This window comes from Bacillus sp. FJAT-27251 (genome assembly GCF_001273925.1).
Taxonomy (GTDB): domain Bacteria; phylum Bacillota; class Bacilli; order Bacillales; family Cytobacillaceae; genus Mesobacillus_B.
This window is the reverse complement of record NZ_LIGG01000001.1, coordinates 4,857,837-4,882,062: the sequence shown is the minus strand read 5'-3', so window position 1 is coordinate 4,882,062 and position 24,226 is coordinate 4,857,837. Positions and strand designations below refer to the sequence as shown.

The window sequence follows — 24,226 nt, the reverse complement described above, 5'->3', positions numbered from 1 at the left end:
TCCTATCCCAAGAAAAGAAGAGTGGTCGCCAATACTACCATCCCTCAAACCATCCGCTAGAATCATCCCCCAACTCATTCCTTTTTATAAAAAAATATCCCCGAGGCGGTCTAATTTTGGGAAGGGCTCGTATAAATGGTAGTACAAACTGTCTTTGGAGGGATTGTATGTCTAAAAATAAAAAAGTGGCCTTGGTGACTGCAGCGACTTTGGCGACCACGGTATTCCTTTCGGGGTGCGGCCTGTTCGGCGGGGAAGAAAAAAAGAAAATTGATCCTCCGCAGGATGCTACCTATCTCGATGAGGGCGAAGCAGGCACTGTGGAAGAATCCGCCGGAGCAGAGGCAAAGGGCGGGGAAATGGAAGAAGCAGTAGAAGGAAATGTACAAACGGAGCTTTACCTGATTGATAAAAACGGATATGTGGTCTCCCAGACGATGAGTCTTCCTAAGTCCGAAGGTGTGGCGAAGCAGGCTCTGGATCACCTTGTGGAGAACGGGCCGGTCACGGAAATGCTGCCAAATGGTTTCAGGGCCGTGCTGCCTGCCGATACACAAATGACCGTCAACATCAAGGATAGGGTCGCGACGGTCGACTTCTCGAAGGAATTCGCCAACTACAAGAAGGAAGACGAGCTGAGGATTCTCCAGGCAGTCACCTGGACGCTGACTCAATTTGATTCCGTCGATAAAGTGAAGCTGCAGATGAATGGCGAGGAACTGAAGTCCATGCCGGTAAACGGCACGCCAATTGCCGAGGAGCTGAGCAGGAGCCAGGGCATCAACCATGACCTTGACGGCGTAGTGGATATTTCCAATACCAAATCTGTTACCGTCTACTATCTTGGCGGCGATGAGGACAGTTACTACTATGTCCCGGTTACAAAGCGAGTGGATAATGATGGCGGAAATGATATCCAATCGATTGTCTCCTCCCTTGCAGATGGTCCGGGGTATGGCAAAGGGCTGCTTTCAGAATTCCAGGCAGGTGTCAAGCTTAACGGGGAGCCAAAGGTTGAAGAAGGTGGCAAAGTTACGCTTGATTTCAATGAGGCAATTTACGGAAGCTTTGAAGAAAAAGTTGTTTCCGAACATGTCCTGAATTCCCTTGTACTGTCCCTGACCGAGCAAAAAGGAGTCGAGAGTGTGGCCGTCACGGTTAACGGAAAAGCCGAGCTAGTGACAGAAAGCGGCCAGAAGCTTTCGGAGCCGGTTACCCGTCCTGAAAAAGTGAACACAGGTAGTTTTTAATTGGTGAATTTTGTTATACTATTGTATATGACAGATAGTAGAGGCAGGCATTTTGCTGCCTCTTCTTTATTGTCAGCTCTGGCTGCTGCTTGAAGCAGGAAAGCAGCTGAGATTATCCAAGGAGGGCAATACTATGCGTTTTGATGGACGTGAACCACAGCAGTTGCGGCCTGTACATATTGAGACAGATTATTTGAAACATCCCGAAGGCTCAGTCCTTATATCGGTTGGAGATACAAAAGTGATTTGCTCAGCCAGCATTGAAGACAAGGTGCCGCCTTTTATGCGAAACCAGGGGAAGGGATGGATTACCGCCGAGTATTCAATGCTCCCGAGGGCAACCGAACAGCGCAACATCAGGGAATCTTCAAAAGGGAAGGTAACCGGGCGGACAATGGAAATCCAGCGCCTCATTGGCCGGGCGCTAAGAGCGGTCGTCAATCTCGATGCGATTGGCGAAAGGACCATCTGGATTGATTGCGATGTGATCCAGGCAGATGGCGGCACCCGCACAGCCTCCATTACAGGCGCCTATGTGGCGATGGCTCAGGCATTGAGCAAACTGCATAAAACCAAAAAGCTTAAAAGTTTCCCGGTCACCGACTTGCTGGCGGCCACCAGCGTTGGAATCCTTGCCGATGGCCAGGTGGTGGTGGATTTGAACTATGTTGAAGATTCTGCTGCCCATGTAGATATGAATGTGGTCATGACCGGAAACGGTGAATTTGTCGAGCTTCAGGGAACGGGAGAGGAAGCGACTTTCTCTTACAATCAGCTTCATGAGCTGCTGGCCGGAGCCCAGGCAGGCTTGGCCGAACTGTTTGAACATCAAAAACAGGCCCTTGGCGAAGAACTGTCCGAACAGATTGCCAAGGCCCAAAAAAGATAGGGGAATCTTGATGGAAGAAGTCATCATTGCGACGAAAAATAGTGGGAAAGCCAAGGAATTTGAGCGCATTTTTGCTTCTAAAGGATTGCAGGTGAAAACCCTGCTCGATTTTCCGGAGATTGAGGAAGTAGAGGAAACGGGAAGCACGTTTGAGGAGAATGCCATTTTAAAAGCCGAGAGTATCGCAAGTAAGCTTGGTAAAATGGTCATTGCCGATGACTCAGGGCTTGAAGTGAATGCCCTCGAAGGCCGGCCGGGTGTCTATTCGGCCCGTTACGCCGGAAATGAAAAGAACGATGAAGCCAATATTGACAAAGTGCTGGAAGAACTCCGAGGCGTACCCGCGAGCGGGCGGAGCGCCAGGTTCTGCTGTGTTCTTGCGGTTGCCCGGCCAGGAGCGACAACGCTGACCTTTGCAGGCGCCTGTGAAGGGGAAATTCTTGAAGAGCGGAGAGGCAGTCATGGATTCGGGTACGATCCGATTTTTTTCGCCGCCGAAAAAGGAAAATCGATGGCCGAGCTTCTTCCTGATGAGAAAAACAAGATCAGCCACCGGGCGAAGGCGCTTAGAAAACTGCAGGACCATCTGGCAATTGGCAGTGGTGAGGATTTATGACCAAAATTCTTATTGTCAGTGACAGTCACGGTTCGACAGAATTGCTGGACGAACTGAAAAGGCGTCATGGTGCGGACGTTGATGTTATGATCCATTGCGGCGATTCCGAGCTTTCCGATGACAGCGATTCAATCAGCGGATTTACAGCTGTAAAGGGCAATTGCGATTTTTATGGCGATTTTCCGGAAGAAGCGGAACTGGAAGCAGGCGGCTATAAAATCCTGGTTGTTCATGGGCACATGCATTCCGTAAAATCAAGCCTGCTAAGCTTGACCTACAGGGCAGAAGAAGCAGGCGCCAATATCGTCTGTTTCGGCCATTCGCACCTGCTTGGCGCAGAGATGATCGGCAGCACCTTATATATCAATCCTGGCAGCATTCGATTGCCAAGGGGACGCCGCGAACGCACCTATGTGATTCTCGATCTGCAGGAAGGGCGAGCTTCGCTTCATGTGTATGATGCTGACCGCGGAGAAATGAAAAATCTCAAACAGGAATTCACTGTTCCCAAGCGGCCGTAAAGACTATATAATAGCCAGAGGGAAGGACCAATCTTCCTTCTGGCAAAAATTCAAAAATAAATGGTTGACTTTTAATTGTTTGCCTAATATAATAAAAATTGTCTTTGAGAAAAGTACTATTAAAAAATAATGTCCCAGTAGCTCAGCACGAGTGAGTAAGCAGCCAGGAGTATGCTTCAGCGTACTGATCGAGCCGCTTCTTGAATGGTCTTTCCGAGATCAGGACGGGATATTTTTAAACATTAACTTTATATTATTTACTGTCCCAGTAGCTCAGCAGGATAGAGCAACGGCCTTCTAAGCCGTCGGTCGGGAGTTCGAATCTCTCCTGGGACGCCATTATCCTACATATTACTCACCTTCAAAAAAGGTGAGTTTTTTTGTGCTTCCACACCAATTTTATGCCGGATTTTTTTTGCAGCCCCGAATTTATTGCCCCCCAATATAGCTTTTTATCAATCATTTCAAACAGGCTGAATGACTTTCAAACCATAAAAAATAAAAAATATTTTGTCAGACAAATGTGAATACATCAACATTGTAAGCGGATACACGTAGTCCTACTAATCTAAATTATCTAAAAATTTTTCAAAAACCCGTTGACGACGGCATAAAATCAGCGTAACATAGTCCTCAATTAAATTAATTTGTTAGATTTTCTCCCCGGATAAGGCGAGAAAAAGGGCCGAAACCACAATGAATTTACGAAATTTTGCATCTTTTAAATTTAGTGGTTTAAAGCGTTTATGACAAAAAGGAGTGTTAACAGTGCCCGATCAATGGATTTATCTAAACGGTGAGTTTGTGACTAAGGAAAACGCAAAAATCTCCGTTTATGACCATGGGTTCCTTTACGGGGATGGTGTTTTTGAAGGGATTCGCGTTTATGGCGGAAACATCTTCAGGATGCAGGAGCATATGGATCGGCTTTACAGGTCAGGAAAATCCATCATGCTGCAGCTTCCCCACAGTCAGGAAGAATTGACAAACTTGATTGCTGAAACAGTGGAAAAAAACCAACTTGAAGACGCCTATATCCGTGTGGTTGTCTCGAGAGGTACAGGAGACCTCGGGCTTGACCCGAATAATTGCAAAGCTCCAAACGTCGTCATCATCGTCGAGCCGCTATCGATTTTCCCGAAAGAACTTTATGAAACCGGCCTCGAGATCGTGACTGTGCCAACTAGACGGAATCGCCCGGACGTGCTGAGTCCGAAAGTTAAATCACTCAATTACCTGAACAATATTCTTGTCAGAATTGAAGCAAGGCTTGCCAATGTCAATGAAGCGTTGATGCTGAATGACCAGGGATATGTCGCCGAAGGATCGGCAGACAATGTCTTCATCCTTAAAGGCAATACCTTTTATACCCCGCCTGGATACATAGGGGCACTCGAAGGAATCACAAGGAACGCGGTAATGGAAATTGCCAGGGACCTTGGATATGAAATGAAGGAAGAACCATTCACCAGGCATGATGTCTACACGGCTGATGAGGTGTTCCTGACCGGAACCGCTGCGGAAGTCATCGCGGTGGTGAAAGTGGACGGCCGCGTGGTTGGTGATGGCACTCCAGGTTACCATACAAAGCAAGTCCTGAAGGAGTTCAGAAAACGGGTCCTTCTTGAAGGAGTAAAAGTCTATTCACGTTCAGAAACAAATGCCAGCTAATAAATCAAAGCATAGACGAGGACAAGTAATTTTATGAAAGGCGAACCACAGAGAGCCGGAGCTGCTGAGAACCGGTGTTGGCCCCATAAAATGAACTCACCTCGGAGCGCCGGTTTGAACGATACTTTCCAGTAGAACCGGTCGGGTGCCTGCCACCCGTTACCAAAACGGACGATTCACACAGTCCAGGAGCGCACGCGGGTATCCGCGTGAATGAGGGTGGTACCGTGGAACAGGCATTCATAGCCTTTTTCATCCCTTTGCCTGAACAAGGCATTTGGGGATGAGAAGGGCTATTTTTATTGTAAAAAATGCCGGAAGTGAGGATATCTCGACACTGGCTTTAAAAATGATGGGAGGCTAAAACAATGTTGCAGGAAGCTGCTTTTACTGAAGTAAAAGCTGAAAAACAAACCGCAAATGGCGCAGACCTTTTACTGGACTCTCTAAAAAAGGAAAAGGTCGAAGTGATTTTTGGATACCCAGGAGGCGCAGTCCTTCCGATTTACGACAAAATTTATGACTGCGATATCTTCCATGTCCTTCCCCGCCATGAACAAGGCGGAATTCATGCAGCAGAAGGCTATGCAAGAATCAGCGGAAAAGCCGGCGTAGTGATTGCTACATCCGGTCCGGGGGCCACCAACATCGTCACAGGCCTTGCGGACGCCATGATGGATTCGCTGCCGCTGGTCGTTTTTACCGGACAGGTAGCGACAGGCGTTATTGGCACGGATGCATTCCAGGAGGCCGATATACTCGGGATCACAACTCCAATCACAAAATATAATTGCCAGGTTCGGAATATTGAAGATATTCCAAGGATTGTGAAAGAAGCTTTTCATATCGCCACAACAGGGCGGCCAGGCCCGGTTCTGATCGATTTTCCAAAGGATATCGCTGCTGGCACAGGGGAAGCCCCGGTGGAACCGGAAATTTCGCTTCCAGGATACCAGCCGACAATCGAACCTAATTATCTGCAAATCAGAAAGCTGACCGAAGCAGTGAGCAGGGCGAAAAAGCCGGTCATCCTTGCCGGGGCTGGGGTCCTGTTCGCAAAGGCATCCCACCTGCTTCAGGAGTACGCACAACAGCAAAACATACCGGTCGTGAATACATTGCTCGGCCTTGGCAGCTTCCCGGCCAGCCACCCTTTATCCCTGGGGCTTGCAGGGATGCACGGATGCTATACAGCCAATATGGCCTTGTACGAATGCGACTTGCTAATCAATATTGGAGCACGGTTTGATGACCGCCTTACAGGGAACCTGAAGCATTTTGCTCCTAATGCGACTGTCGCCCATGTGGATATCGATCCTGCCGAGATTGGCAAGAATGTCCCAACCGCAATCCCAATCGTCGGAGACGCAGGCGAAGCGCTTAAAATGCTGATCAAGCAGGAAGGCAAAAAGCCTGAGCATTCACAGTGGATGGACCAACTGGAAGGCTGGAAAAAGGAATATCCATACTGGTACGAAGAGGAGGGCTCCGTCCTTAAACCGCAGCGGGTCATGGAAATGCTGTATGAGCAGACAAACGGCGATGCGATTGTCGTCACCGATGTCGGCCAGCATCAAATGTGGGCCGCCCAGTATTATCCATTCAAGAATCCGGACCGCTGGGTAACTTCCGGGGGACTTGGGACTATGGGATTCGGCCTTCCGGCTGCCATTGGCGCCCAGATTGCCGACCCATCAGCCCGTGTTGTCGCCGTCCTCGGGGATGCCGGTTTCCAGATGTCCACCCAGGAGCTGGCGGTCATAAGGGAATTGAACCTTCCGGTGAAAATCGCCATCTTCAATAACCAGTCCCTTGGAATGGTAAGGCAGTGGCAGCAGATCTTTTACCAGGAAAGATACTCGCACAGCAAGATCCCATCACAGCCGTCCTTTGTCAAACTGGCAGATGCCTATGATATCAAGGCCTATCAGATTACTTCCGAAGCTGAAGCAAAGGAAATCCTTGAACAGGTGATGGGGAATGATGAACCTGTCCTGCTAGACTTCAGAATCGCCGAAAATGAAAATGTCTATCCAATGATTGCCCCTGGAAAAGGGCTGCATGAAATGGTGGGGGTGAAAAAATGAAACGGATCGTAACACTGACTGTCCTCAACCGGCCGGGTGTCTTGAACAGGATCACCAACCTTTTCTCGAAGCGCAACTACAATATTGAAAGCATCTCGGTAGGGCACACAGAACAGGAAGGAATTTCCCGCATCACCTGTGTCGTAAATGTCGAAAACGATGGGATCATCGAACAGATCACCAAGCAGCTCAACAAACAGGTGGATGTGCTCAAAGTGGCGGACATCAGCGACCAGGCAATAGTGGCCCGCGAGCTGGCTTTAATCAAAGTCCAGTCTCCGCCGCAGACAAGAAATGAGATTTATTCGCTTATCGAGCCATTCCGGGCATCGGTCATCGATGTCGGCAAGGACAGCCTGATCATCCAGATTACCGGTGAAAGTGAAAAGATCGAAGCATTTATCGAACTGATCAAGCCTTACGGAATCAAGGAGCTTGCCCGGACGGGAACAACAGCTTTCCCTAGAAGCAGCCAGCGCCCGAATTCGGCTAAAAATTATTCCATTGTATAAACCAAAAAACAAAAAAACAATTTAAAGGGAGAGAAATCAAAATGGCAAAAATGTACTATAACGGAGACGCAAACCCACAATATCTTCAAGGAAAGAAAGTAGCGGTAGTAGGATACGGATCACAGGGCCACGCACACGCCCAAAACCTTCGCGACTCAGGTGTTGAAGTGGTAATCGGGCTTCGCAAAGGCCGTTCCTGGGATAAGGCAGTCGAAGACGGTTTCAAGGTATTCAGTGTTGGCGAAGCAACTGCACAGGCGGATGTCGTCATGATCCTGCTTCCGGATGAGCTTCAGCCGAAAGTATATAAGGAAGAAATCGCTCCAAACCTGACAAACCAGGCATTGATGTTCGCTCATGGATTCAATATCCATTTCAATCAAATCGTTGCTCCAAAAGAATCGGATGTCCTGCTTGTTGCCCCTAAAGGCCCTGGCCACCTGGTGAGAAGAACGTATGCAGAAGGAGCAGGTGTACCAGCATTGTTCGCCATCTACCAGGATGTGACTGGTGAAGCAAGAGAGCTTGCGCTAGCCTACGCTCACGGAATCGGTTCCCTTCGTGCAGGCGGTTTGGAAACAACTTTTAAAGAAGAAACAGAAACAGACCTTTTCGGTGAGCAGGCAGTGCTTTGCGGCGGCTTGACTTCACTTGTAAAAGCAGGTTTCGAAACATTGACAGAAGCTGGATACCAGCCGGAGCTTGCCTACTTTGAGTGTCTCCATGAACTGAAATTGATTGTTGACCTGATGTATGAAGGCGGCCTTGAAGGAATGCGCTACTCCATCTCCGACACAGCGCAGTGGGGTGACTTTGTAAGCGGACCGCGCGTCGTCAACGCAGCTGTCAAGGAAGAAATGAAAGCTGTCCTGAAGGATATCCAGGATGGGAAGTTTGCGAAAGGCTGGATCCTTGAAAACCAGGCAAACCGTCCGGAGTTTACAGCTGTCAACGAAAACGAAAAGCAGCATCCAATTGAAGTAGTAGGAAGAGAATTAAGGGCAATGATGCCGTTCGTCAATAAAGATAAGAAGAAAGAAGTGGCTTTCAGTGCAAAAAATTAAAATTTTTGACACTACTTTAAGGGACGGGGAACAATCGGCCGGAGTCAATCTGAACAAGTTTGAGAAGCTTGAAATTGCCAAACAGCTGGAAAGACTGAATGTCGATATTATAGAAGCAGGCTTTCCAGCTGCTTCTCCCGGCGACCTTGCCTCGGTGAAGGAAATTGCCAGGACGATTAAAGGAGCTTCTGTTACAGGGCTTGCCCGGGCAGTGATCTCTGACATCGATGCAGCCTGGGAGGCGCTGAAAGAGGGTGCTGAGCCCCGCTTGCACACCTTCATCGCAACTTCGCCAATCCACCGCCAGTACAAACTGAAGCAAAGCAAGGAACAGGTTATTGAAACAGCTGTGAACACAGTGAAATATGCCGCTTCCAAATTCGCGATTGTCCAATGGTCGGCGGAGGATGCGTGCCGGACAGAGCTGCCTTTCCTTGCGGAGATTGTCGAGCAGGTGATCCAGGCCGGGGCACGCGTGATCAATATCCCGGATACAGTTGGCTATATCACTCCGGAAGAATACGGAGCTGTTTTTAAATATCTATATGAACATGTTCCGTCCATTGGAAAAGTCGAATTGTCCACCCACTGCCATGATGACCTTGGATTGGCGGTTGCCAACTCCCTTTCGGCCGTCCAGCATGGAGCAAGGCAGGTGGAAGGAACCATCAACGGAATCGGCGAGCGCGCCGGAAATACATCCCTTGAAGAATTGGCCGTCGCCCTTCATATCCGGAAAGAGCATTTCCAGGCAGAGACAAGGCTCAACCTTCAGGAAATCAGCAGGACTTCAAGCCTGGTATCCAAGCTGACCGGAATGGCTGTGCCGGCCAACAAAGCAGTCGTCGGCCGCAATGCCTTTGCCCATGAGTCGGGAATCCACCAGGATGGTGTGCTGAAGGAAAAGACCACCTACGAGATTATCTCGCCGGAGCTTGTCGGCTACCAGAATAATTCCCTTGTGCTAGGCAAGCACTCGGGCCGCCACGCCTTCCGCAATCGCCTGAATGAGCTGGGCCTTGCGGTACCGGAAGAAGATATTAAAAAACTGTTCGCGATTTTTAAAGATATGGCGGACCGTAAAAAAGAAATGACAGATGAAGACCTTGTCGCCCTTGTTCTTGAAGAACAGCTTGCAGGCGATAACAACTTCTATGAATTAAGGTCCATCCAGGTGCAGTATGGCACCAACCAGATCCCGACTGCGACCGTTACCCTCACAGGTGCTGACAACGAACATGTCGAGGAAGCGGCCACAGGATCAGGAAGCATTGAAGCTCTCTATAACACACTTGAAAAATGCGTGGATGAACCTATCAATCTTCTGGATTACCGAATCCAGTCTGTCGGTGCAGGGCGCGATGCCCTTGCCCAGGTATATGTGAAAATGCGCTATGCAGGCCAGGAAACAAGCGGAAGAGGCCTGGCGCAGGATGTTATCGAAGCATCCGCGAAAGCCTATTTGAACGCAGTCAACCGGGTTTTATATATGAAGGAAAGCAGTACAGCTGTTGTGAATCAATAGCCTATTAAAATGGAGGGGAAACTCATGAAAAAGACAATCGCAGTTCTGCCTGGAGACGGGATCGGCAAAGAAGTGACACAGGGTGCAGTCAGTGTGCTGCAGGCAGTGGGAGAACGTTTCGGGCACCAATTTACGTTCACATTTGCAAGCATTGGAGGAGGGGCGATCGATTCGCTCGGAACCCCGCTTCCTGACGAGACAATCGAAGTTTGCAAGAAAAGCGATGCTGTCCTCCTTGGTGCAGTAGGCGGTCCGAAATGGGATGGCCTTCCCGGGCATCTTCGTCCCGAAAAAGGGCTTCTCCGCATCAGGAAAGAGTTGAACCTCTATGCCAACTTAAGGCCGGTAAGCTACTATGCCGCTACCGCCGAAACTTCCCCGCTGCGCCCGGAAATCATTGCCGGAGCTGACATGCTGGTCGTCAGGGAGCTTACCGGAGGCCTTTACTTCGGGAAGCCTAGTGAACGGTCAACCACGGACGGCGAAGATTCTGTTGTCGATACTCTTTTTTATAAAAAGAAAGAGATTGAAAGAGTCATCAGGCTGGCGTTCCAGCTTGCGGATCAGCGCAGGAAGAAAGTCACTTCCGTCGATAAGGCGAATGTATTGGAATCAAGCCGTGTGTGGCGCGAAACAGCCGAAGAGATTGCGAGAGAATATCCGGATGTTACGCTTGAGCACATGCTTGTTGACAATGCGGCCATGCAGCTGATTAAAAATCCTAAGCAATTTGATGTACTGGTCACCGAGAATATGTTTGGCGACATCCTGAGCGATGAAGCTTCCGTCCTGACCGGATCGCTTGGAATGCTGCCATCGGCAAGCATCTCGGAGGGAGGGCCATACCTGTATGAGCCTATCCATGGATCGGCGCCGGACATTGAAGGCAAAAATATCGCCAATCCAATCGCGATGATCCTTTCCGCCGCGATGATGCTTAGAACTTCATTCGGCCTTGAGGCAGAAGCGGAATCGATTGAAAATGCGGTCGAGCAGGTTCTTGAGTCAGGCTTGAAAACCAGCGATATCGCAATAAATGGACAAAAAACGATTGGCACGGCTGAAATGATCGAAGAAATCAAGGCAACCATCCTTGATAATCAGGCAATCTCAAACATTATGAGCTGCTACTCGTAAGAAAGGGAGGGTGAATCATGGGGAAAACAATTATCGAGAAACTTTGGGAGAATCATATTGTCCACCAGGAAGAGGGGAAGCCTGACCTTCTCTACATTGATCTTCATTTGGTGCATGAAGTGACCTCTCCCCAGGCATTTTCCGGACTTAGGATGAAAAACAGGTCCGTCAGAAGGCCTGACAGGACATTTGCAACAGTCGACCACAACGTGCCGACTGTGAACCGCTTTACCATTACCGACCCTGTTGCCCAAAACCAAATGGAAACATTGCGGAAAAATTGTCAGGAATTCGGCATCATCCTTGCGGACATCGACAGCCCTGAACAGGGAATTGTCCACGTAATCGGCCCTGAACTGGGATTGACGAAGCCGGGGATGACGATTGTCTGCGGCGACAGCCATACATCCACACACGGAGCTTTCGGCTCCCTCGCGTTCGGGATCGGCACAAGTGAAGTCGAACATGTCCTTGCTACGCAGACACTTTGGCAGGCAAAACCAAAGACGCTGAAGGTGCAGATTGACGGCGAACTTGGGGAAGGCGTGCTGGCCAAGGACGTGATCCTGTATGTGCTGGCAAAGCACGGAGTCAATTTTGGAACGGGCCACATTATTGAATACTGCGGCTCGGTAATTGAAAATATGACGATGGAAGAGCGGATGACAGTCTGCAACATGTCGATTGAAGGCGGTGCGAAAGCCGGCCTTGTTGCACCAGACGACACGACCATTGAATACCTACGCGGCCGCAAATATGTTCCTGCCGGAGAGGAATTCGAAGCCCTTGCCGCACAATGGAAGAATCTGGCTTCTGATGAAGATGCGGTTTATGATAAAGAAATCCATATTGATGGAAGCGAAATCGCTCCAATGGTCAGCTGGGGTACCAACCCAGGCCAGACAGCCCCTGTGACAGGAAGAGTTCCTTTCCTGGATGAGTGCAAAACCGAGAACGATAAAAGAGCCGTGGAGAGCGCTCTTGCGTATATGGGCTTTTCCCAGGGCCAGAAGATCAGCGATATCGAGATCCAGAAGGTGTTCATCGGCTCATGCACAAACTCCCGCCTTGAGGATTTGCGCATGGCAGCAGAGATTGCCAAAGGCAGGAAGGTGCACAAGGGCGTCCAGGCGATTGTGGTGCCAGGCTCACAGGCTGTCAAAGTCCTTGCTGAAGCAGAAGGACTGGACCAGATATTCCTCCAGGCAGGCTTTGAATGGCGTGATTCAGGCTGCAGCATGTGCCTGAGCATGAACGCCGATGTTGTTCCGGCCGGAGAACATTGCGCTTCCACTTCTAACCGGAATTTTGAAGGCCGCCAGGGAGCTGGTGCAAGGACACATCTGGTCAGCCCGGCGATGGCAGCGGCCGCAGCGGTCCATGGCCGTTTCGTCGATGTGAGGAAACTGGAAGCCGCAGAGGCCGTCCATTAAGCATGGCAGACACGACCTGGAAAGGAGAAGATAGTTATGGCAGGACTTAAGACGTTTACCGGTAAAGCGGCTGGCATGGACAGAGTCAATGTCGATACCGACCAGATCATTCCGAAGCAATTTTTAAAGCGGATTGAAAAAACAGGCTTTGGCCAATACCTCTTTTACGATTGGCGCTTTCTATCAGATGGAACACCTAATCCCGATTTCGAGTTGAATCAGCCGGAAAACGCAGGTGCGTCCATTCTTGTCGCCAATGAGAATTTCGGGTGCGGCTCATCGCGCGAACATGCCCCATGGGCTTTGCTCGATTACGGCTTCAAGGTGGTCATTGCACCGTCTTTCGCCGATATTTTTCACCAGAACTGCCTGAAGAATGGAATGGTTCCGGTAAAATTGCAGGAAGAAGAAGTCCGCTACCTGCTGGAGCAGACCAAAAGCCAGCCTTACGAGCTGACTGTGTCGGTTGAAGACAGGACCGTGACCGATTCCAAAGGCTTCAAGGCGGAATTCCCGCTGTCTCCGTACTGGCAGACGATGCTGGTCAATGGCTGGGATGAAATCGAGCTGACGCTGCAGATGGAAGCCAGCATTGTTAAATATGAAGAGAGTGCACGATAAAAAAAAATCCACAGCTGAGTGCTGTGGATTTTTTGCCATTAGGGTGGGTGCTCTCGCGTGGTTATTTTCCAATTTATATGATTTATTTTCCAAAAGCCGAGTTTTATTTTCCAATATCACCATTTATCAGCCAAAAACCACAATTTATATTCCAATTTCATTGATTTATTTGCCAAACACCAGATAATCCCAAACCCTTTCCCCCGCATCCTCGCTAAAAGGAAGCCGCTCGAATGTGTTATCAGCGAATCTTTTTGAATTTCCACGAATTCGTGCTAAACTACGAAAAAAGCGGACGGTGCATTTGAAGCGCCACTCCGAACAAAAGGCAGGCAGAATGGCATGAAGAAACGGGACTTAAAAAAAGAAGGTAATATTATTCTGTTTCCTGGCCTTGAAAGGCGCCTCATGGATAAGGGCCTGGAGCTGCTGCATGCCAGGAAGTTCAGGCAGGCAGCGGAATTCCTCGAGCAGGCGGTGGCCATGGAGCATGATAATGCTGAAGCCCGCATCGGTCTTGTGGTAGCTTATTATGAGGCTGGACGGGTGAAAGAAGCAAAAAAGCTGGCGGCCGGGATGCTGAGGGACGGCGTTGGCGATTATATCCAGGTGATGGACCTTTATATCATGATCCTTGTTCAGCTTGGAGAATATGAGGAGATTATCACCACCATCGAAGGTCTTCTTGAAGGAAAACATGTGCCGACAGATAAGTTTGAACATTTTTCCAAGATGCTTCAGTTCAGCCGGAAAATGGCCGAAGGAAAAGCCGTGCCGGTGGAAAATGACGTTCCCGGACATTCAGAGGCAGAACGGCTCCAGTTGTTTGAGTGCAAGGACCCGGATGAGCAGATGATGGTGGCGGCAAGACTGGCCAATGAAAACATCCGCCCGCATCTTCCGGAAATAAAGAAGTATCTGGCTTCAGACAGCGGCCATCCGTTCCTGAAGTCCATGCTGCTGAACATCCTGAAAGAGCAGGAGTATGACGGAGAGCTGCAGGTTGAGAAATTCGGAAGAAAGGCAAGCTTCATTCCGGCAAGGCTGCCAGACGTACATGAGATGATGATGAGCGATGTATTCAAGCTTTTGGAAGATAAGTTTGAAAACGATGACCCTGTCTTTCTAGAGAACATTAAAGGGATGGCGGAGCGTAATTTCTTTCTGCTCTATCCTTTTGACCCCGAACCGAATAACCCCCTGGCCTGGGCGGGGGCGTACGATTACTTGGGCAAGTCCTACTATGGCCATGAATGGACGCTTGAGCAGTATATCGAAGAAAACGGCGGGGATGAAGAGGAAATCGGGAAGGCCGTGGAGGCCATCAGGAAGATAGAAGAAATTTCTTACCCGATAATCTAACCTGGTTGTTGAAACAAAATAATCGTGTGGTATAATGTAGTGGTTGTATTATGTAAAAATCAATCTATTTTACATTTAACTGGAATATTGCTTGCGCGTTCAAGACATATTCATCGCCGAATGAACATGATAATAGATTTGTTGGAGGGAACTGTATGTCTGCAAAATGGGAAAAACTCGAAGGGAACCAAGGGGTTCTTACAATTGAAGTCGATGCAGAAAAAGTAAACGAAGGTTTAGAAGCTGCATTCAAAAAGGTCGTTAAAACAATCAACGTTCCTGGTTTCCGTAAAGGGAAAATGCCTCGCCAAATGTTTGAAAAGCGTTTTGGTGTAGAAGCCCTTTATCAGGATGCCATTGATATCCTTCTTCCAGAAGCATATGCGAACGCAATCGACGAAACGGGCATCTTCCCGGTTGACCGTCCTGAAATCGATGTAGAGCAGATCGAAAAAGGCAAGAGCCTGATCGTGAAAGCGACTGTAACAGTCAAGCCGGAAGTGAAGCTTGGCGAATACAAAGGCCTTGAAGTCGAAGCTTTCGATACAGAAGTAACCGACGAAGAAGTGGAAGCTGAACTGAAGTCCCTTCAGGAGCGCAACGCTGAGCTTGTTGTCAAAGAAGAAGGCAAAGCGGAAAACGGCGACACTGTTGTCCTTGATTTTGAAGGATTTGTCGACGGAGAAGCATTCGAAGGCGGCAAAGCGGAAAACTATTCTCTTGAACTTGGATCCGGAAGCTTCATTCCTGGATTTGAAGAGCAGCTTGTAGGCATCGCTACAGGCGAAGAAAAAGAAGTGGAAGTTACTTTCCCTGAAGAGTACCATGCTGCTGAATTGGCAGGAAAGCCTGCGGTCTTCAAAGTGAAGGTCCATGAAATCAAAGGCAAGGAACTTCCTGAACTTGACGACGAGTTCGCGAAGGATGTCGACGAAGAAGTCGAAACTCTTGAAGCATTGAAAGAAAAAACTAAGAACCGCCTGAAGCATGACAAAGAGCATCAAAAAGAGCATCATGTACAGGACACTGTTGTTGAAAAAGCGGCAGCTAACTCGGAAATCGATATTCCTGAAGTGATGATCGAGAACGAAATCGACCGCATGATGAGCGAGTTCGAACAGCGCCTGCAAATGCAAGGCATGAATCTTGACCTTTACTTCCAGTTCTCTGGCCAGGACCAGTCAGCACTGCGCGAGCAGATGAAAGAAGATGCTGAAAGCCGCGTTCGTGTGAACCTGACTCTTGAAGCCATTGCAGAAGCGGAAAACATCACTGCTTCCGAAGAAGATGTGAATGCCGAGCTTGAAAAGATGGCTGAACAGTACAACATGACTGTTGACCAGATCAAAGCAGCTCTTGGCGGAAACATCGAAGGAATCCAAGGCGACCTTAAAATGAAAAAAGCAGTCGAATTCCTTGTGGAAAACAGCAAAACTGTTGCATAATATAGATAATGGTATAAGAAACAAGGCGCGAATTATTCGTGCCTTGTTTTGTACCATTTCAGCCTTTTTTTTTACATAATAAAGGAAGGGTTTGCGGATGCCCGTTCCGAATTTAAATGGTAAATGGCAAACAGCCGGTTGAAGCAGCGTTTTTTTGGTTATGCTGAGTTGGGTACATATCTTTTGGCGGATCGCAATTTTTTCAGGCGAGAGTTTTCATTTCCTGTCTTTTGGGGAAATGTGTTACAATGCAATACATACTTGATTTACCATTCGTTTACAAGTAACCACTAAATGTTTGCTTTTGATCCGCAGCTTTATATATTGCTTTTTCTCAAGGGGTGAAGAATTTGTTTAAATTTAATGATGAAAAAGGACAACTCAAATGTTCTTTCTGCGGCAAGACCCAGGATCAAGTCCGCAAACTCGTTGCTGGACCAGGTGTATATATATGTGATGAGTGCATCGAATTATGTACCGAGATCGTGGAGGAAGAGCTGGGCACCGAGGAGGAAGTCGAGTTCAAGGATGTACCAAAACCGCGGGAAATCCGTGAAATCCTTGATGAGTACGTGATTGGGCAGGACCAGGCGAAGAAAAATCTATCTGTTGCTGTCTATAACCACTACAAGCGCATCAATTCCAACAGCAAGATTGACGATGTTGAGCTAGCGAAGAGTAATATCTGCATGATCGGGCCTACTGGGAGCGGGAAGACGCTCCTTGCCCAGACGCTGGCAAGAATCCTGAATGTACCATTTGCCATTGCGGATGCTACATCCCTTACGGAAGCCGGTTATGTTGGGGAAGACGTTGAAAACATTCTTCTCAAACTGATCCAGGCTGCTGATTATGATGTGGAGAAGGCTGAAAAAGGGATTATCTACATCGATGAAATCGATAAAATTGCCCGTAAGTCCGAAAATCCTTCAATCACAAGAGATGTTTCCGGTGAAGGCGTCCAGCAGGCGCTGCTTAAGATCCTTGAAGGAACGGTTGCAAGTGTGCCGCCTCAGGGTGGAAGAAAGCATCCGCACCAGGAATTCATCCAGATTGATACAGGGAATATCCTGTTCATTTGCGGCGGAGCCTTCGATGGCATTGAATCCATCATCAAGCGCCGTCTAGGCCAAAAGGTCATTGGCTTCGGTTCCGATACAAAGGAAAAGGACATCGACCAAAAGGAATTGCTTTCAAAGGTGCTTCCTGAAGATTTGCTGAGATTCGGACTGATTCCGGAATTCATCGGCCGTCTTCCGGTCATTGCTAGCCTTGCCCAACTGGATGAGGAAGCACTTGTCGAGATTCTCACCAAGCCGAAGAATGCATTGGTGAAGCAGTATCAGAAGATGCTCGAGCTCGATAATGTCGAACTTGAATTCGAAGAGGACGCGCTGAGGGAAATCGCGAAAAAGGCCATCGAGCGCAAGACTGGTGCCCGTGGCCTGCGTTCCATCATCGAAGGCATCATGCTTGATGTCATGTTTGACCTTCCTTCCCGCGATGATATTGTCAAATGTGTCATCACCCAGGAAACAGTGGAGCAGCTGAGCGCACCAAAGCTTGTCCTTGAAGATGGAACTGTTGAAGAAAAGGGAGAACGCAATTCTGCGTGATATCCATAATAGAAAAGCCCGGCAGCTTCTGCCGGGCTTTTTGATGCGGTGGTGATGCTGCTGGCATTCCTGTTAACGTCCCAATGAAGTCCCCTGTGGTGCCCTTCAATTTTCAATATTATTCTCCTATAAGTATGTTTCCCCACCTCTCATTACGGACATTATTTTTGCCGGAAATTGTTGTTTATTCCAGCTTGATGGAGGGGATACTAGGGTAAAGTGAAGAGTACTAATGATCAGGAGGGAATTCGATTGAGTTGGACGGGGATTGCCTTATTTGTACAGCTTTTTTTTGGGATCATCATCGGGCTGTATTTTTGGAACCTATTGAAAAATCAGCGAACACAAAAAGTATCCATAGACCGTGAATCAAAAAAAGAAATGGAACAGCTGAAAAAGATGCGGTCGATCTCTCTCAGTGAACCACTTTCCGAAAGGGTCCGGCCATCCACTTTTAAGGATATTGTCGGACAGGAGGATGGCATTAAGGCCCTGAAGGCGGCCCTTTGCGGACCAAACCCCCAGCATGTGATTATCTACGGACCTCCCGGCGTCGGAAAAACGGCCGCAGCAAGGCTGGTGCTTGAAGAAGCGAAGAAAAATGAAAAGTCCCCATTTAAAAAGACATCTGTTTTTGTTGAATTGGACGCCACTACCGCCCGGTTCGATGAACGGGGGATTGCCGACCCGCTTATCGGTTCGGTGCATGACCCGATTTATCAGGGAGCAGGGGCCATGGGGCAAGCCGGCATTCCCCAGCCTAAACAGGGGGCTGTCACCAATGCGCATGGAGGCGTGCTGTTCATCGATGAAATCGGTGAATTGCATCCCATCCAGATGAACAAATTGCTGAAAGTCCTCGAGGACCGGAAAGTGTATTTGGAAAGTGCCTATTACAGTGAAGAAAACCAGCAGATTCCTACCCATATCCATGATATTTTTAAAAATGGGCTGCCGGCGGATTTCCGCCTGGTTGGCGCCACTACAAGAACTCCCAATGAGATACCGCCAGCCATCCGCTCCCGCTGCATGGAGGTGTTCTTCAGGGAATTATCCCAGGAAGAGATTGCCGAAGTGGCTAAAAACGCCGCTGCCAAGGTGAATCTCAAGTTGGGTGATGAAGCAGTGGAAATTCTCTCTTCGTATTGCCGCAACGGGCGTGAAGCTGTAAATATGGTTCAAATTGCCGCTGGCCTGGCCATTACCGAAGGCCGCGACTATATCAAGCCGGAAGAAGTCGAATGGGTTGTGCATTCAAGCCAGCTTACCCCAAGAATGGAACGGAAAATCAATGACCAGGCGGCAGTTGGCCTGATTAACGGTCTGGCCGTATACGGTCCCAACACCGGAGCCCTTCTGGAAATTGAAGTTACAGCGATTGAGGCCAAGGAAAAAGGCAGCATCAATATTACCGGAATCGTCGAAGAAGAAAGCATTGGCGGACAAGGAAAATCGATCAGACGCAAAAGCATGGCCCGCGGCTCGATCGAAAATGTCGTCACTGTCCTTCGTTCAATGGGCGTGCCAGCTGATAAGTTTGATATCCACGTCAACTTTCCGGGAGGTATCCCGATTGATGGTCCATCTGCGGGTATCGCGATGGCTACCGGAATTTATTCCGCTGTCTACAAAATCCCAACCGACCATACAGTGGCGATGACAGGCGAGATCAGCATCCATGGAAACGTCAAGCCTGTGGGCGGGGTGTATGCCAAGGTAAAAGCCGCCCAAAAAGCCGGAGCGAAAAAAGCGATCATTCCAATTGAGAATAACCAAACCATCCTGAAAGAGATTACTGGTATTGAAATCATTCCAGTAAGCCATTTGAACGAAGTATTCGATATTGCCCTGCTGAAGGACCATGCCTCCAGTGAACAGCTGATCGCAGCCGCTCCGGACAATACCGGAAGCCAAATCCTTTCGGCGGATATGAACAAAAAGGAAAGCGTGTAGGATAAACTCCGTCCATTTGTGTAATGGCGGAGTTTCTCTTTTCATGGGAAAAAGCCTAAGTCCATCCGCCAGGCATTCCATTTGCAAAACAAGCAACATATTTTCCGTTATTTTTACGATACTAAATAAGATTCCATTTGTCTGTCTTTGTACCCGCTGCGAGCCCATCGCATTAGACACTAGAAGGCAAATGCGTTAGAATTGAACAAAGAATAATTGTACAACTTTTGTTTACATGTGGAGGTGTAAAGACATGGGTGATAACAATGAGCTAACCGTTCCACTATTGCCGCTCAGGGGCCTTTTGGTATATCCGACAATGGTCCTTCATCTTGATGTCGGCCGTGATAAATCTGTACAGGCGCTTGAAAAGGCGATGGTTGATGACCATTTGATCTTTCTTACAACGCAAAAGGATATTTCGATAGATGAACCGTCAGAGGACGATCTTTATCATATGGGAACGCTGACAAGGGTAAAGCAAATGCTGAAGCTGCCCAACGGTACGATCCGAGTGCTTGTGGAAGGGCTCCAGCGTGCGGAGATTGTTGAGTTCATGGACAGGGAGGACCATTTTGCCGCCAGCCTGAAAACCTATGAAGAGGGCCGGGCGAAGGATGTAGAAGATGAAGCGTTGATGAGGACGATGCTTCAGTATTTTGAGCAGTACATAAAAATGTCCAAGAAGATTTCTGCCGAAACGTACTCATCCGTAGCAGATATTGAAGAACCAGGCCGCATGGCGGACATCATTTCCTCGCATCTGCCATTGAAGCTGAAGGAAAAGCAGGAAGTCCTGGAAACGCTCGATGAAAAAGAGAGAATGAACCGGATTATTGAAATCATTCATAATGAAAAAGAAGTCCTGAACCTTGAAAAGAAAATCGGGCAGCGTGTAAAACGCTCCATGGAGAGAACCCAAAAGGAGTATTACCTTCGTGAACAGCTGAAAGCCATCCAGAAGGAGCTCGGCGACAAGGAAGGGAAAACGGGTGAAGTCAAGGAGCTTACCGACAAGATTGAACTCGCAGGGATGCCGGACCATGTCAAGGAAACCGCGTTGAAGGAATTGGAGCGTTATGAGAAAGTGCCTTCCACTTCCGCTGAAAGTGCGGTCATCCGCAATTATATCGACTGGCTCGTCTCGCTTCCATGGACAAAGGCAACCGAAGACGACTTGAACATCCGCAAAGCGGAGCAGATATTGAACGAGGAACATTACGGACTTGAAAAGGTAAAAGAGCGGGTACTGGAATACCTTGCTGTCCAGCAGCTGACCAACTCCCTGAAAGGGCCGATCCTTTGCCTTGCCGGACCTCCGGGAGTCGGAAAAACGAGCCTGGCGAAATCGATTGCAAAATCGCTGAACAGGAACTTTGTCCGCATTTCGCTTGGCGGCGTCAGGGACGAATCGGAAATCCGCGGCCACCGCCGCACGTATGTCGGCGCGATGCCGGGCCGGATCATCCAGGGGATGAAGAAGGCTGGCACCATCAATCCGGTCTTCCTGCTCGATGAAATCGACAAGATGTCCAGCGATTTCAGGGGTGACCCGTCTTCTGCGATGCTCGAAGTCCTCGATCCTGAACAGAACCACAATTTCAGCGATCATTACATCGAGGAAACCTATGACCTTTCCAAGGTGATGTTCATTGCGACGGCCAACAACCTGAGCACTGTTCCAGGACCATTGCTCGACCGGATGGAAATCATTACGATCGCCGGCTATACCGAGCTTGAAAAGCTTCATATCGCCAAGGATCATTTACTGCCGCGCCAGGTCAGGGACCATGGCCTGAGCAAATCCCAGCTGCAGATCCGCGACGAAGCGTTCCTGCAAATCATCCGCCACTATACGCGGGAAGCCGGAGTGCGGTCGCTTGAGCGCCAGCTCGCCTCCATCTGCAGGAAAACCGCCAGAATCATTGTTTCGGAAGAGAAAAAGCGTGTCGTCATCAATGATAAGAACGTCGTCGACTTCCTGGGCAAACCGAAATTCCGCTATGGCGAAGCCGAAATGGAAGACCAGATTGGAGTAGCGACAGGCCTTGCCTATACGACGGTAGGAGGGGACACCCTCCAGATTGAGGTCTCGCTTTCAGCCGGGAAAGGCAAGCTTGTCCTCACCGGAAAACTGGGCGATGTCATGAAGGAATCGGCCCAGGCTGCCTTCAGCTATGTCCGCTCCAAGGCAAAGGAACTAGGAATTGACGAGGACTTCCATGAAAAGCTGGACATCCATATCCATGTTCCGGAAGGCGCGACGCCAAAAGACGGCCCTTCAGCCGGAATTACCATTGCGACAGCCCTGGTTTCCGCGCTGTCGGGACGGCCAATCCGCCGCGAAGTGGGGATGACAGGAGAAATCACGCTTCGCGGAAGAGTGCTGCCAATTGGCGGACTCAAAGAAAAAACATTAAGTGCGCACAGGGCGGGATTGACGAAAATCATCCTACCAAAAGATAACGAGAAAGACATTGATGATATTCCGGAAAGTGTCCGGAATGCACTGCAATTTGTCCTTGTATCCCATGTCGATGAAGTTCTAAGCCATGCCCTTGCCGAGGGAGTTAATTCATGAAAGTAACATCTGCAGATATTGTCATCAGTGCGGTTAGGCCCAGCCAGTATCCGGAAGGGGCCTTGCCGGAGTTTGCTTTGGCCGGCCGTTCCAACGTCGGAAAGTCTTCATTTATCAATAAAATGCTCAACCGCAAGGCCCTTGCCCGGACGTCTTCCAAGCCAGGGAAAACCCAAACCCTGAATTTTTTCATCATCAATGAAATCCTCTATTTTGTTGATGTTCCCGGCTATGGGTACGCCAAGGTATCCAAGACGGAACGCGCCGCATGGGGCAAGATGATCGAAACGTATATTACCAGCAGGGAACAGCTCAAAGCCGTCATCCTGATTGTCGACCTTAGGCATCCGCCTTCCGCCGATGATAAAATGATGTATGATTTCCTCAAGCATTATGATATTCCGGTCATTGTCATCGCCACAAAGGCGGACAAAATCCCGAAATCAAAATGGCAAAAGCATGTGAAAATTGTCAAGGAAACCCTTGAATTTGATCCTGATGATGCTATCGTCCTATTCTCGTCGGAAACAGGCGAAGGGAAAGACAAAGCCTGGAGCATCATTCAAGCCTATATGAATAAATGACGAAAAACCTGGTGCCTTGAGCATCAGGTTTTTTGTGTTTTTGGCAATAATGGCGGATCCCGAAGTAAAATTGAATGCCGGGGAGAACATGAAATGAATTTTCATGTTTGAGTGTTTTATTTCGAGGGTATGTACTTGTATCGGTGACAGTCCAAATTCCCTAAAGAGGTTCCGGACAGAAACTGGGACTTTAGAAGAGGCTGGCAATACATAATTTTTGGCGAAATATGGGGAATTTGGAGCATGCCCGGGCATATGGCCGTTATTTTAAGCATCCTTCAGGTCAGCCGGTCTCATGGAGGATGAAGCTTAAATAAAGAGAATAGTCGGAAGATATGGATTTTGAGACTATTCTGCAGACATGCTAGGCTGGAAAGGAAGGCGAATTTTAAAAAAAGAGGGGGATCATCAAGTGAAGAAATATGTCAAGGGATTAATAGGGCTGCTTTTTGTTGCGCTTTTGGCAGCCTGCGGTTCAGATGCAGCTTCAAGCGACGGCATGAAGTTGGCGGATGAAGGCAAATTTACATTTGCGGCATCCGGCGAATTCAAGCCGTTCAGCTACATGAAGGAAGATGGCACGATGACCGGCTTTGATATTGAGGTGGGCGAAGCAGTCGCAAAGGAGCTGGGGCTTGAGCCTGAACAGAAAAAGTTCAAATTTGGCGGCATTGTGGAAGGTGTCAAGGCAGGCCGATTTGATGCAGCGGTAGCCAGCCACACAATTACGGAAGAGCGTTTGCAGGCAGTGGACTTTTCCGTCCCATATTACTATTCCGGACCGCAAGTATTTGTCCGCCCTGACAGCGATGTCGAAACACTTGCCGATTTAGAGGGCAAAGAGATCGCGGTTTCAAAAGGATCTACATATGCCACAACGGCATCAGAAGTAACCGACAACGTAATCCTGCTGGACAGTGACGTCACAGCGCTCGAAGCGTTAAGCAAAGGAAAACATGATGCGGTTATTACCGACTTCGTAACCGGCAAGGAAGCCATCGGAGCCGGTATGAAGGTTGAAGGCAAAGAGCTGCTTGGACGCAGTGAGCAGGCGATTGCCGTAGCAAAAGACAATGAGGAATTGCTGAATAAAATCAATGAAGCACTAGAAAAGCTCCACGAAAATGGAACACTGACAGAAATCAGCGAGAAGTACATCGGTGAAGACATTACAAAGGATCCTGAAAAGGAATAACTCCCTGGGCGAATGTGCATAAGCTGTACATTCGCCTTTTTTGTACCTACTCAGTGCCCGAAAAATGCGGGTTATTGGGAAAAAGGTACCTGACAGGTTCTCTCTAGTGCCCGAAAATGGCTGGTCAGGCGGAAAAAGGTACCTGACGGGTTCTCTCAGTGCCC

The 24,226-nt window shown here is 48.7% G+C and carries 19 protein-coding genes, 1 tRNA gene and 1 other annotated feature; all 20 genes read left to right on the top strand.

Features of this window, described 5'->3' with window-relative positions; genetic code table 11:
- The first annotated feature begins 167 nt into the window (after positions 1-167).
- Positions 168-1,250, top strand: a complete 1,083-nt coding sequence (locus tag ADU22_RS23140; RefSeq protein WP_053364273.1) for a GerMN domain-containing protein — start codon at positions 168-170, stop codon at positions 1,248-1,250.
- Positions 1,251-1,383: 133 nt separating this feature from the next.
- Complete coding sequence (rph, locus tag ADU22_RS23135; RefSeq protein ID WP_053364723.1) at positions 1,384-2,139, top strand: ribonuclease PH; 756 nt, start codon at positions 1,384-1,386, stop codon at positions 2,137-2,139.
- 10 nt (positions 2,140-2,149) lie between these two features.
- On the top strand, positions 2,150-2,755 hold the full coding sequence (locus ADU22_RS23130) for an XTP/dITP diphosphatase (protein WP_053364272.1): 606 nt from the start codon (positions 2,150-2,152) through the stop codon (positions 2,753-2,755).
- Positions 2,752-3,276: a metallophosphoesterase family protein gene (locus ADU22_RS23125; RefSeq protein ID WP_053364271.1), complete on the top strand. Its 525-nt coding sequence runs from the start codon at positions 2,752-2,754 to the stop codon at positions 3,274-3,276. Before ADU22_RS23130 ends, ADU22_RS23125 begins: the two co-directional genes overlap by 4 nt.
- A gap of 262 nt (positions 3,277-3,538) precedes the next feature.
- Positions 3,539-3,615 (top strand) — tRNA-Arg (locus ADU22_RS23120).
- A gap of 429 nt (positions 3,616-4,044) precedes the next feature.
- A complete protein-coding gene (gene ilvE / locus ADU22_RS23115) occupies positions 4,045-4,947 on the top strand; it encodes a branched-chain-amino-acid transaminase (protein ID WP_053364270.1) in 903 nt (300 codons plus the stop codon).
- A 3-nt stretch (positions 4,948-4,950) separates the two neighbouring features.
- Positions 4,951-5,210: a binding site (T-box leader), on the top strand.
- Positions 5,211-5,315: 105 nt separating this feature from the next.
- Complete coding sequence (gene ilvB, locus ADU22_RS23110; protein WP_053364269.1) at positions 5,316-7,034, top strand: acetolactate synthase large subunit; 1,719 nt, start codon at positions 5,316-5,318, stop codon at positions 7,032-7,034.
- The gene (ilvN, locus tag ADU22_RS23105; protein WP_053364268.1) at positions 7,031-7,546 is read left to right on the top strand and encodes an acetolactate synthase small subunit; all 516 of its coding nucleotides are present in this window, start codon (positions 7,031-7,033) and stop codon (positions 7,544-7,546) included. The genes ilvB and ilvN overlap by 4 nt, the downstream gene beginning before the upstream one ends.
- A gap of 41 nt (positions 7,547-7,587) precedes the next feature.
- Complete coding sequence (gene ilvC, locus ADU22_RS23100) at positions 7,588-8,610, top strand: ketol-acid reductoisomerase (RefSeq protein WP_053364267.1); 1,023 nt, start codon at positions 7,588-7,590, stop codon at positions 8,608-8,610.
- Positions 8,597-10,135, top strand: coding sequence for a 2-isopropylmalate synthase (locus ADU22_RS23095; protein ID WP_053364266.1), 1,539 nt, complete (start codon positions 8,597-8,599; stop codon positions 10,133-10,135). Before ilvC ends, ADU22_RS23095 begins: the two co-directional genes overlap by 14 nt.
- A gap of 24 nt (positions 10,136-10,159) precedes the next feature.
- Entirely contained in the window at positions 10,160-11,272 is a 1,113-nt protein-coding gene (leuB, locus tag ADU22_RS23090) for a 3-isopropylmalate dehydrogenase (RefSeq protein ID WP_053364265.1), read from the top strand.
- A 17-nt stretch (positions 11,273-11,289) separates the two neighbouring features.
- Positions 11,290-12,705 (top strand): 3-isopropylmalate dehydratase large subunit, encoded by a 1,416-nt coding sequence (gene leuC / locus ADU22_RS23085; RefSeq protein WP_053364264.1) that lies wholly within the window; start codon positions 11,290-11,292, stop codon positions 12,703-12,705.
- Between the two features lie 36 nt (positions 12,706-12,741).
- Positions 12,742-13,326 (top strand): 3-isopropylmalate dehydratase small subunit, encoded by a 585-nt coding sequence (leuD, locus tag ADU22_RS23080; protein WP_053364263.1) that lies wholly within the window; start codon positions 12,742-12,744, stop codon positions 13,324-13,326.
- Positions 13,327-13,668: 342 nt separating this feature from the next.
- A complete protein-coding gene (locus ADU22_RS23075; RefSeq protein ID WP_053364262.1) occupies positions 13,669-14,688 on the top strand; it encodes a tetratricopeptide repeat protein in 1,020 nt (339 codons plus the stop codon).
- A gap of 155 nt (positions 14,689-14,843) precedes the next feature.
- A complete protein-coding gene (gene tig, locus ADU22_RS23070) occupies positions 14,844-16,133 on the top strand; it encodes a trigger factor (RefSeq protein ID WP_053364261.1) in 1,290 nt (429 codons plus the stop codon).
- Between the two features lie 350 nt (positions 16,134-16,483).
- The gene (gene clpX, locus ADU22_RS23065; protein WP_053364260.1) at positions 16,484-17,749 is read left to right on the top strand and encodes an ATP-dependent protease ATP-binding subunit ClpX; all 1,266 of its coding nucleotides are present in this window, start codon (positions 16,484-16,486) and stop codon (positions 17,747-17,749) included.
- 252 nt (positions 17,750-18,001) lie between these two features.
- Entirely contained in the window at positions 18,002-19,702 is a 1,701-nt protein-coding gene (gene lonB, locus ADU22_RS23060) for an ATP-dependent protease LonB (RefSeq protein ID WP_053364259.1), read from the top strand.
- A 253-nt stretch (positions 19,703-19,955) separates the two neighbouring features.
- Entirely contained in the window at positions 19,956-22,283 is a 2,328-nt protein-coding gene (gene lon, locus ADU22_RS23055) for an endopeptidase La (RefSeq protein WP_053364258.1), read from the top strand.
- Positions 22,280-22,867 (top strand): ribosome biogenesis GTP-binding protein YihA/YsxC, encoded by a 588-nt coding sequence (yihA, locus tag ADU22_RS23050; protein ID WP_053364257.1) that lies wholly within the window; start codon positions 22,280-22,282, stop codon positions 22,865-22,867. The genes lon and yihA overlap by 4 nt, the downstream gene beginning before the upstream one ends.
- Before the next feature lie 412 nt (positions 22,868-23,279).
- Positions 23,280-24,062: a transporter substrate-binding domain-containing protein gene (locus tag ADU22_RS23045; RefSeq protein ID WP_053364256.1), complete on the top strand. Its 783-nt coding sequence runs from the start codon at positions 23,280-23,282 to the stop codon at positions 24,060-24,062.
- The last annotated feature ends 164 nt before the right edge of the window (positions 24,063-24,226 follow it).

What these genes read in the sequence shown, in the direction of transcription:
- ADU22_RS23140 (WP_053364273.1), top strand. Translation starts at nt 168, where the DNA reads ATGTCTAAAAATAAAAAAGTGGCCTTGGTGACTGCAGCGACTTTGGCG.
- rph (WP_053364723.1), top strand. Translation starts at nt 1,384, where the DNA reads ATGCGTTTTGATGGACGTGAACCACAGCAGTTGCGGCCTGTACATATT.
- ADU22_RS23130 (WP_053364272.1), top strand. Translation starts at nt 2,150, where the DNA reads ATGGAAGAAGTCATCATTGCGACGAAAAATAGTGGGAAAGCCAAGGAA.
- ADU22_RS23125 (WP_053364271.1), top strand. Translation starts at nt 2,752, where the DNA reads ATGACCAAAATTCTTATTGTCAGTGACAGTCACGGTTCGACAGAATTG.
- ilvB (WP_053364269.1), top strand. Translation starts at nt 5,316, where the DNA reads ATGTTGCAGGAAGCTGCTTTTACTGAAGTAAAAGCTGAAAAACAAACC.
- ilvN (WP_053364268.1), top strand. Translation starts at nt 7,031, where the DNA reads ATGAAACGGATCGTAACACTGACTGTCCTCAACCGGCCGGGTGTCTTG.
- ilvC (WP_053364267.1), top strand. Translation starts at nt 7,588, where the DNA reads ATGGCAAAAATGTACTATAACGGAGACGCAAACCCACAATATCTTCAA.
- leuB (WP_053364265.1), top strand. Translation starts at nt 10,160, where the DNA reads ATGAAAAAGACAATCGCAGTTCTGCCTGGAGACGGGATCGGCAAAGAA.
- leuC (WP_053364264.1), top strand. Translation starts at nt 11,290, where the DNA reads ATGGGGAAAACAATTATCGAGAAACTTTGGGAGAATCATATTGTCCAC.
- leuD (WP_053364263.1), top strand. Translation starts at nt 12,742, where the DNA reads ATGGCAGGACTTAAGACGTTTACCGGTAAAGCGGCTGGCATGGACAGA.
- ADU22_RS23075 (WP_053364262.1), top strand. Translation starts at nt 13,669, where the DNA reads ATGAAGAAACGGGACTTAAAAAAAGAAGGTAATATTATTCTGTTTCCT.
- tig (WP_053364261.1), top strand. Translation starts at nt 14,844, where the DNA reads ATGTCTGCAAAATGGGAAAAACTCGAAGGGAACCAAGGGGTTCTTACA.
- lon (WP_053364258.1), top strand. Translation starts at nt 19,956, where the DNA reads ATGGGTGATAACAATGAGCTAACCGTTCCACTATTGCCGCTCAGGGGC.
- yihA (WP_053364257.1), top strand. Translation starts at nt 22,280, where the DNA reads ATGAAAGTAACATCTGCAGATATTGTCATCAGTGCGGTTAGGCCCAGC.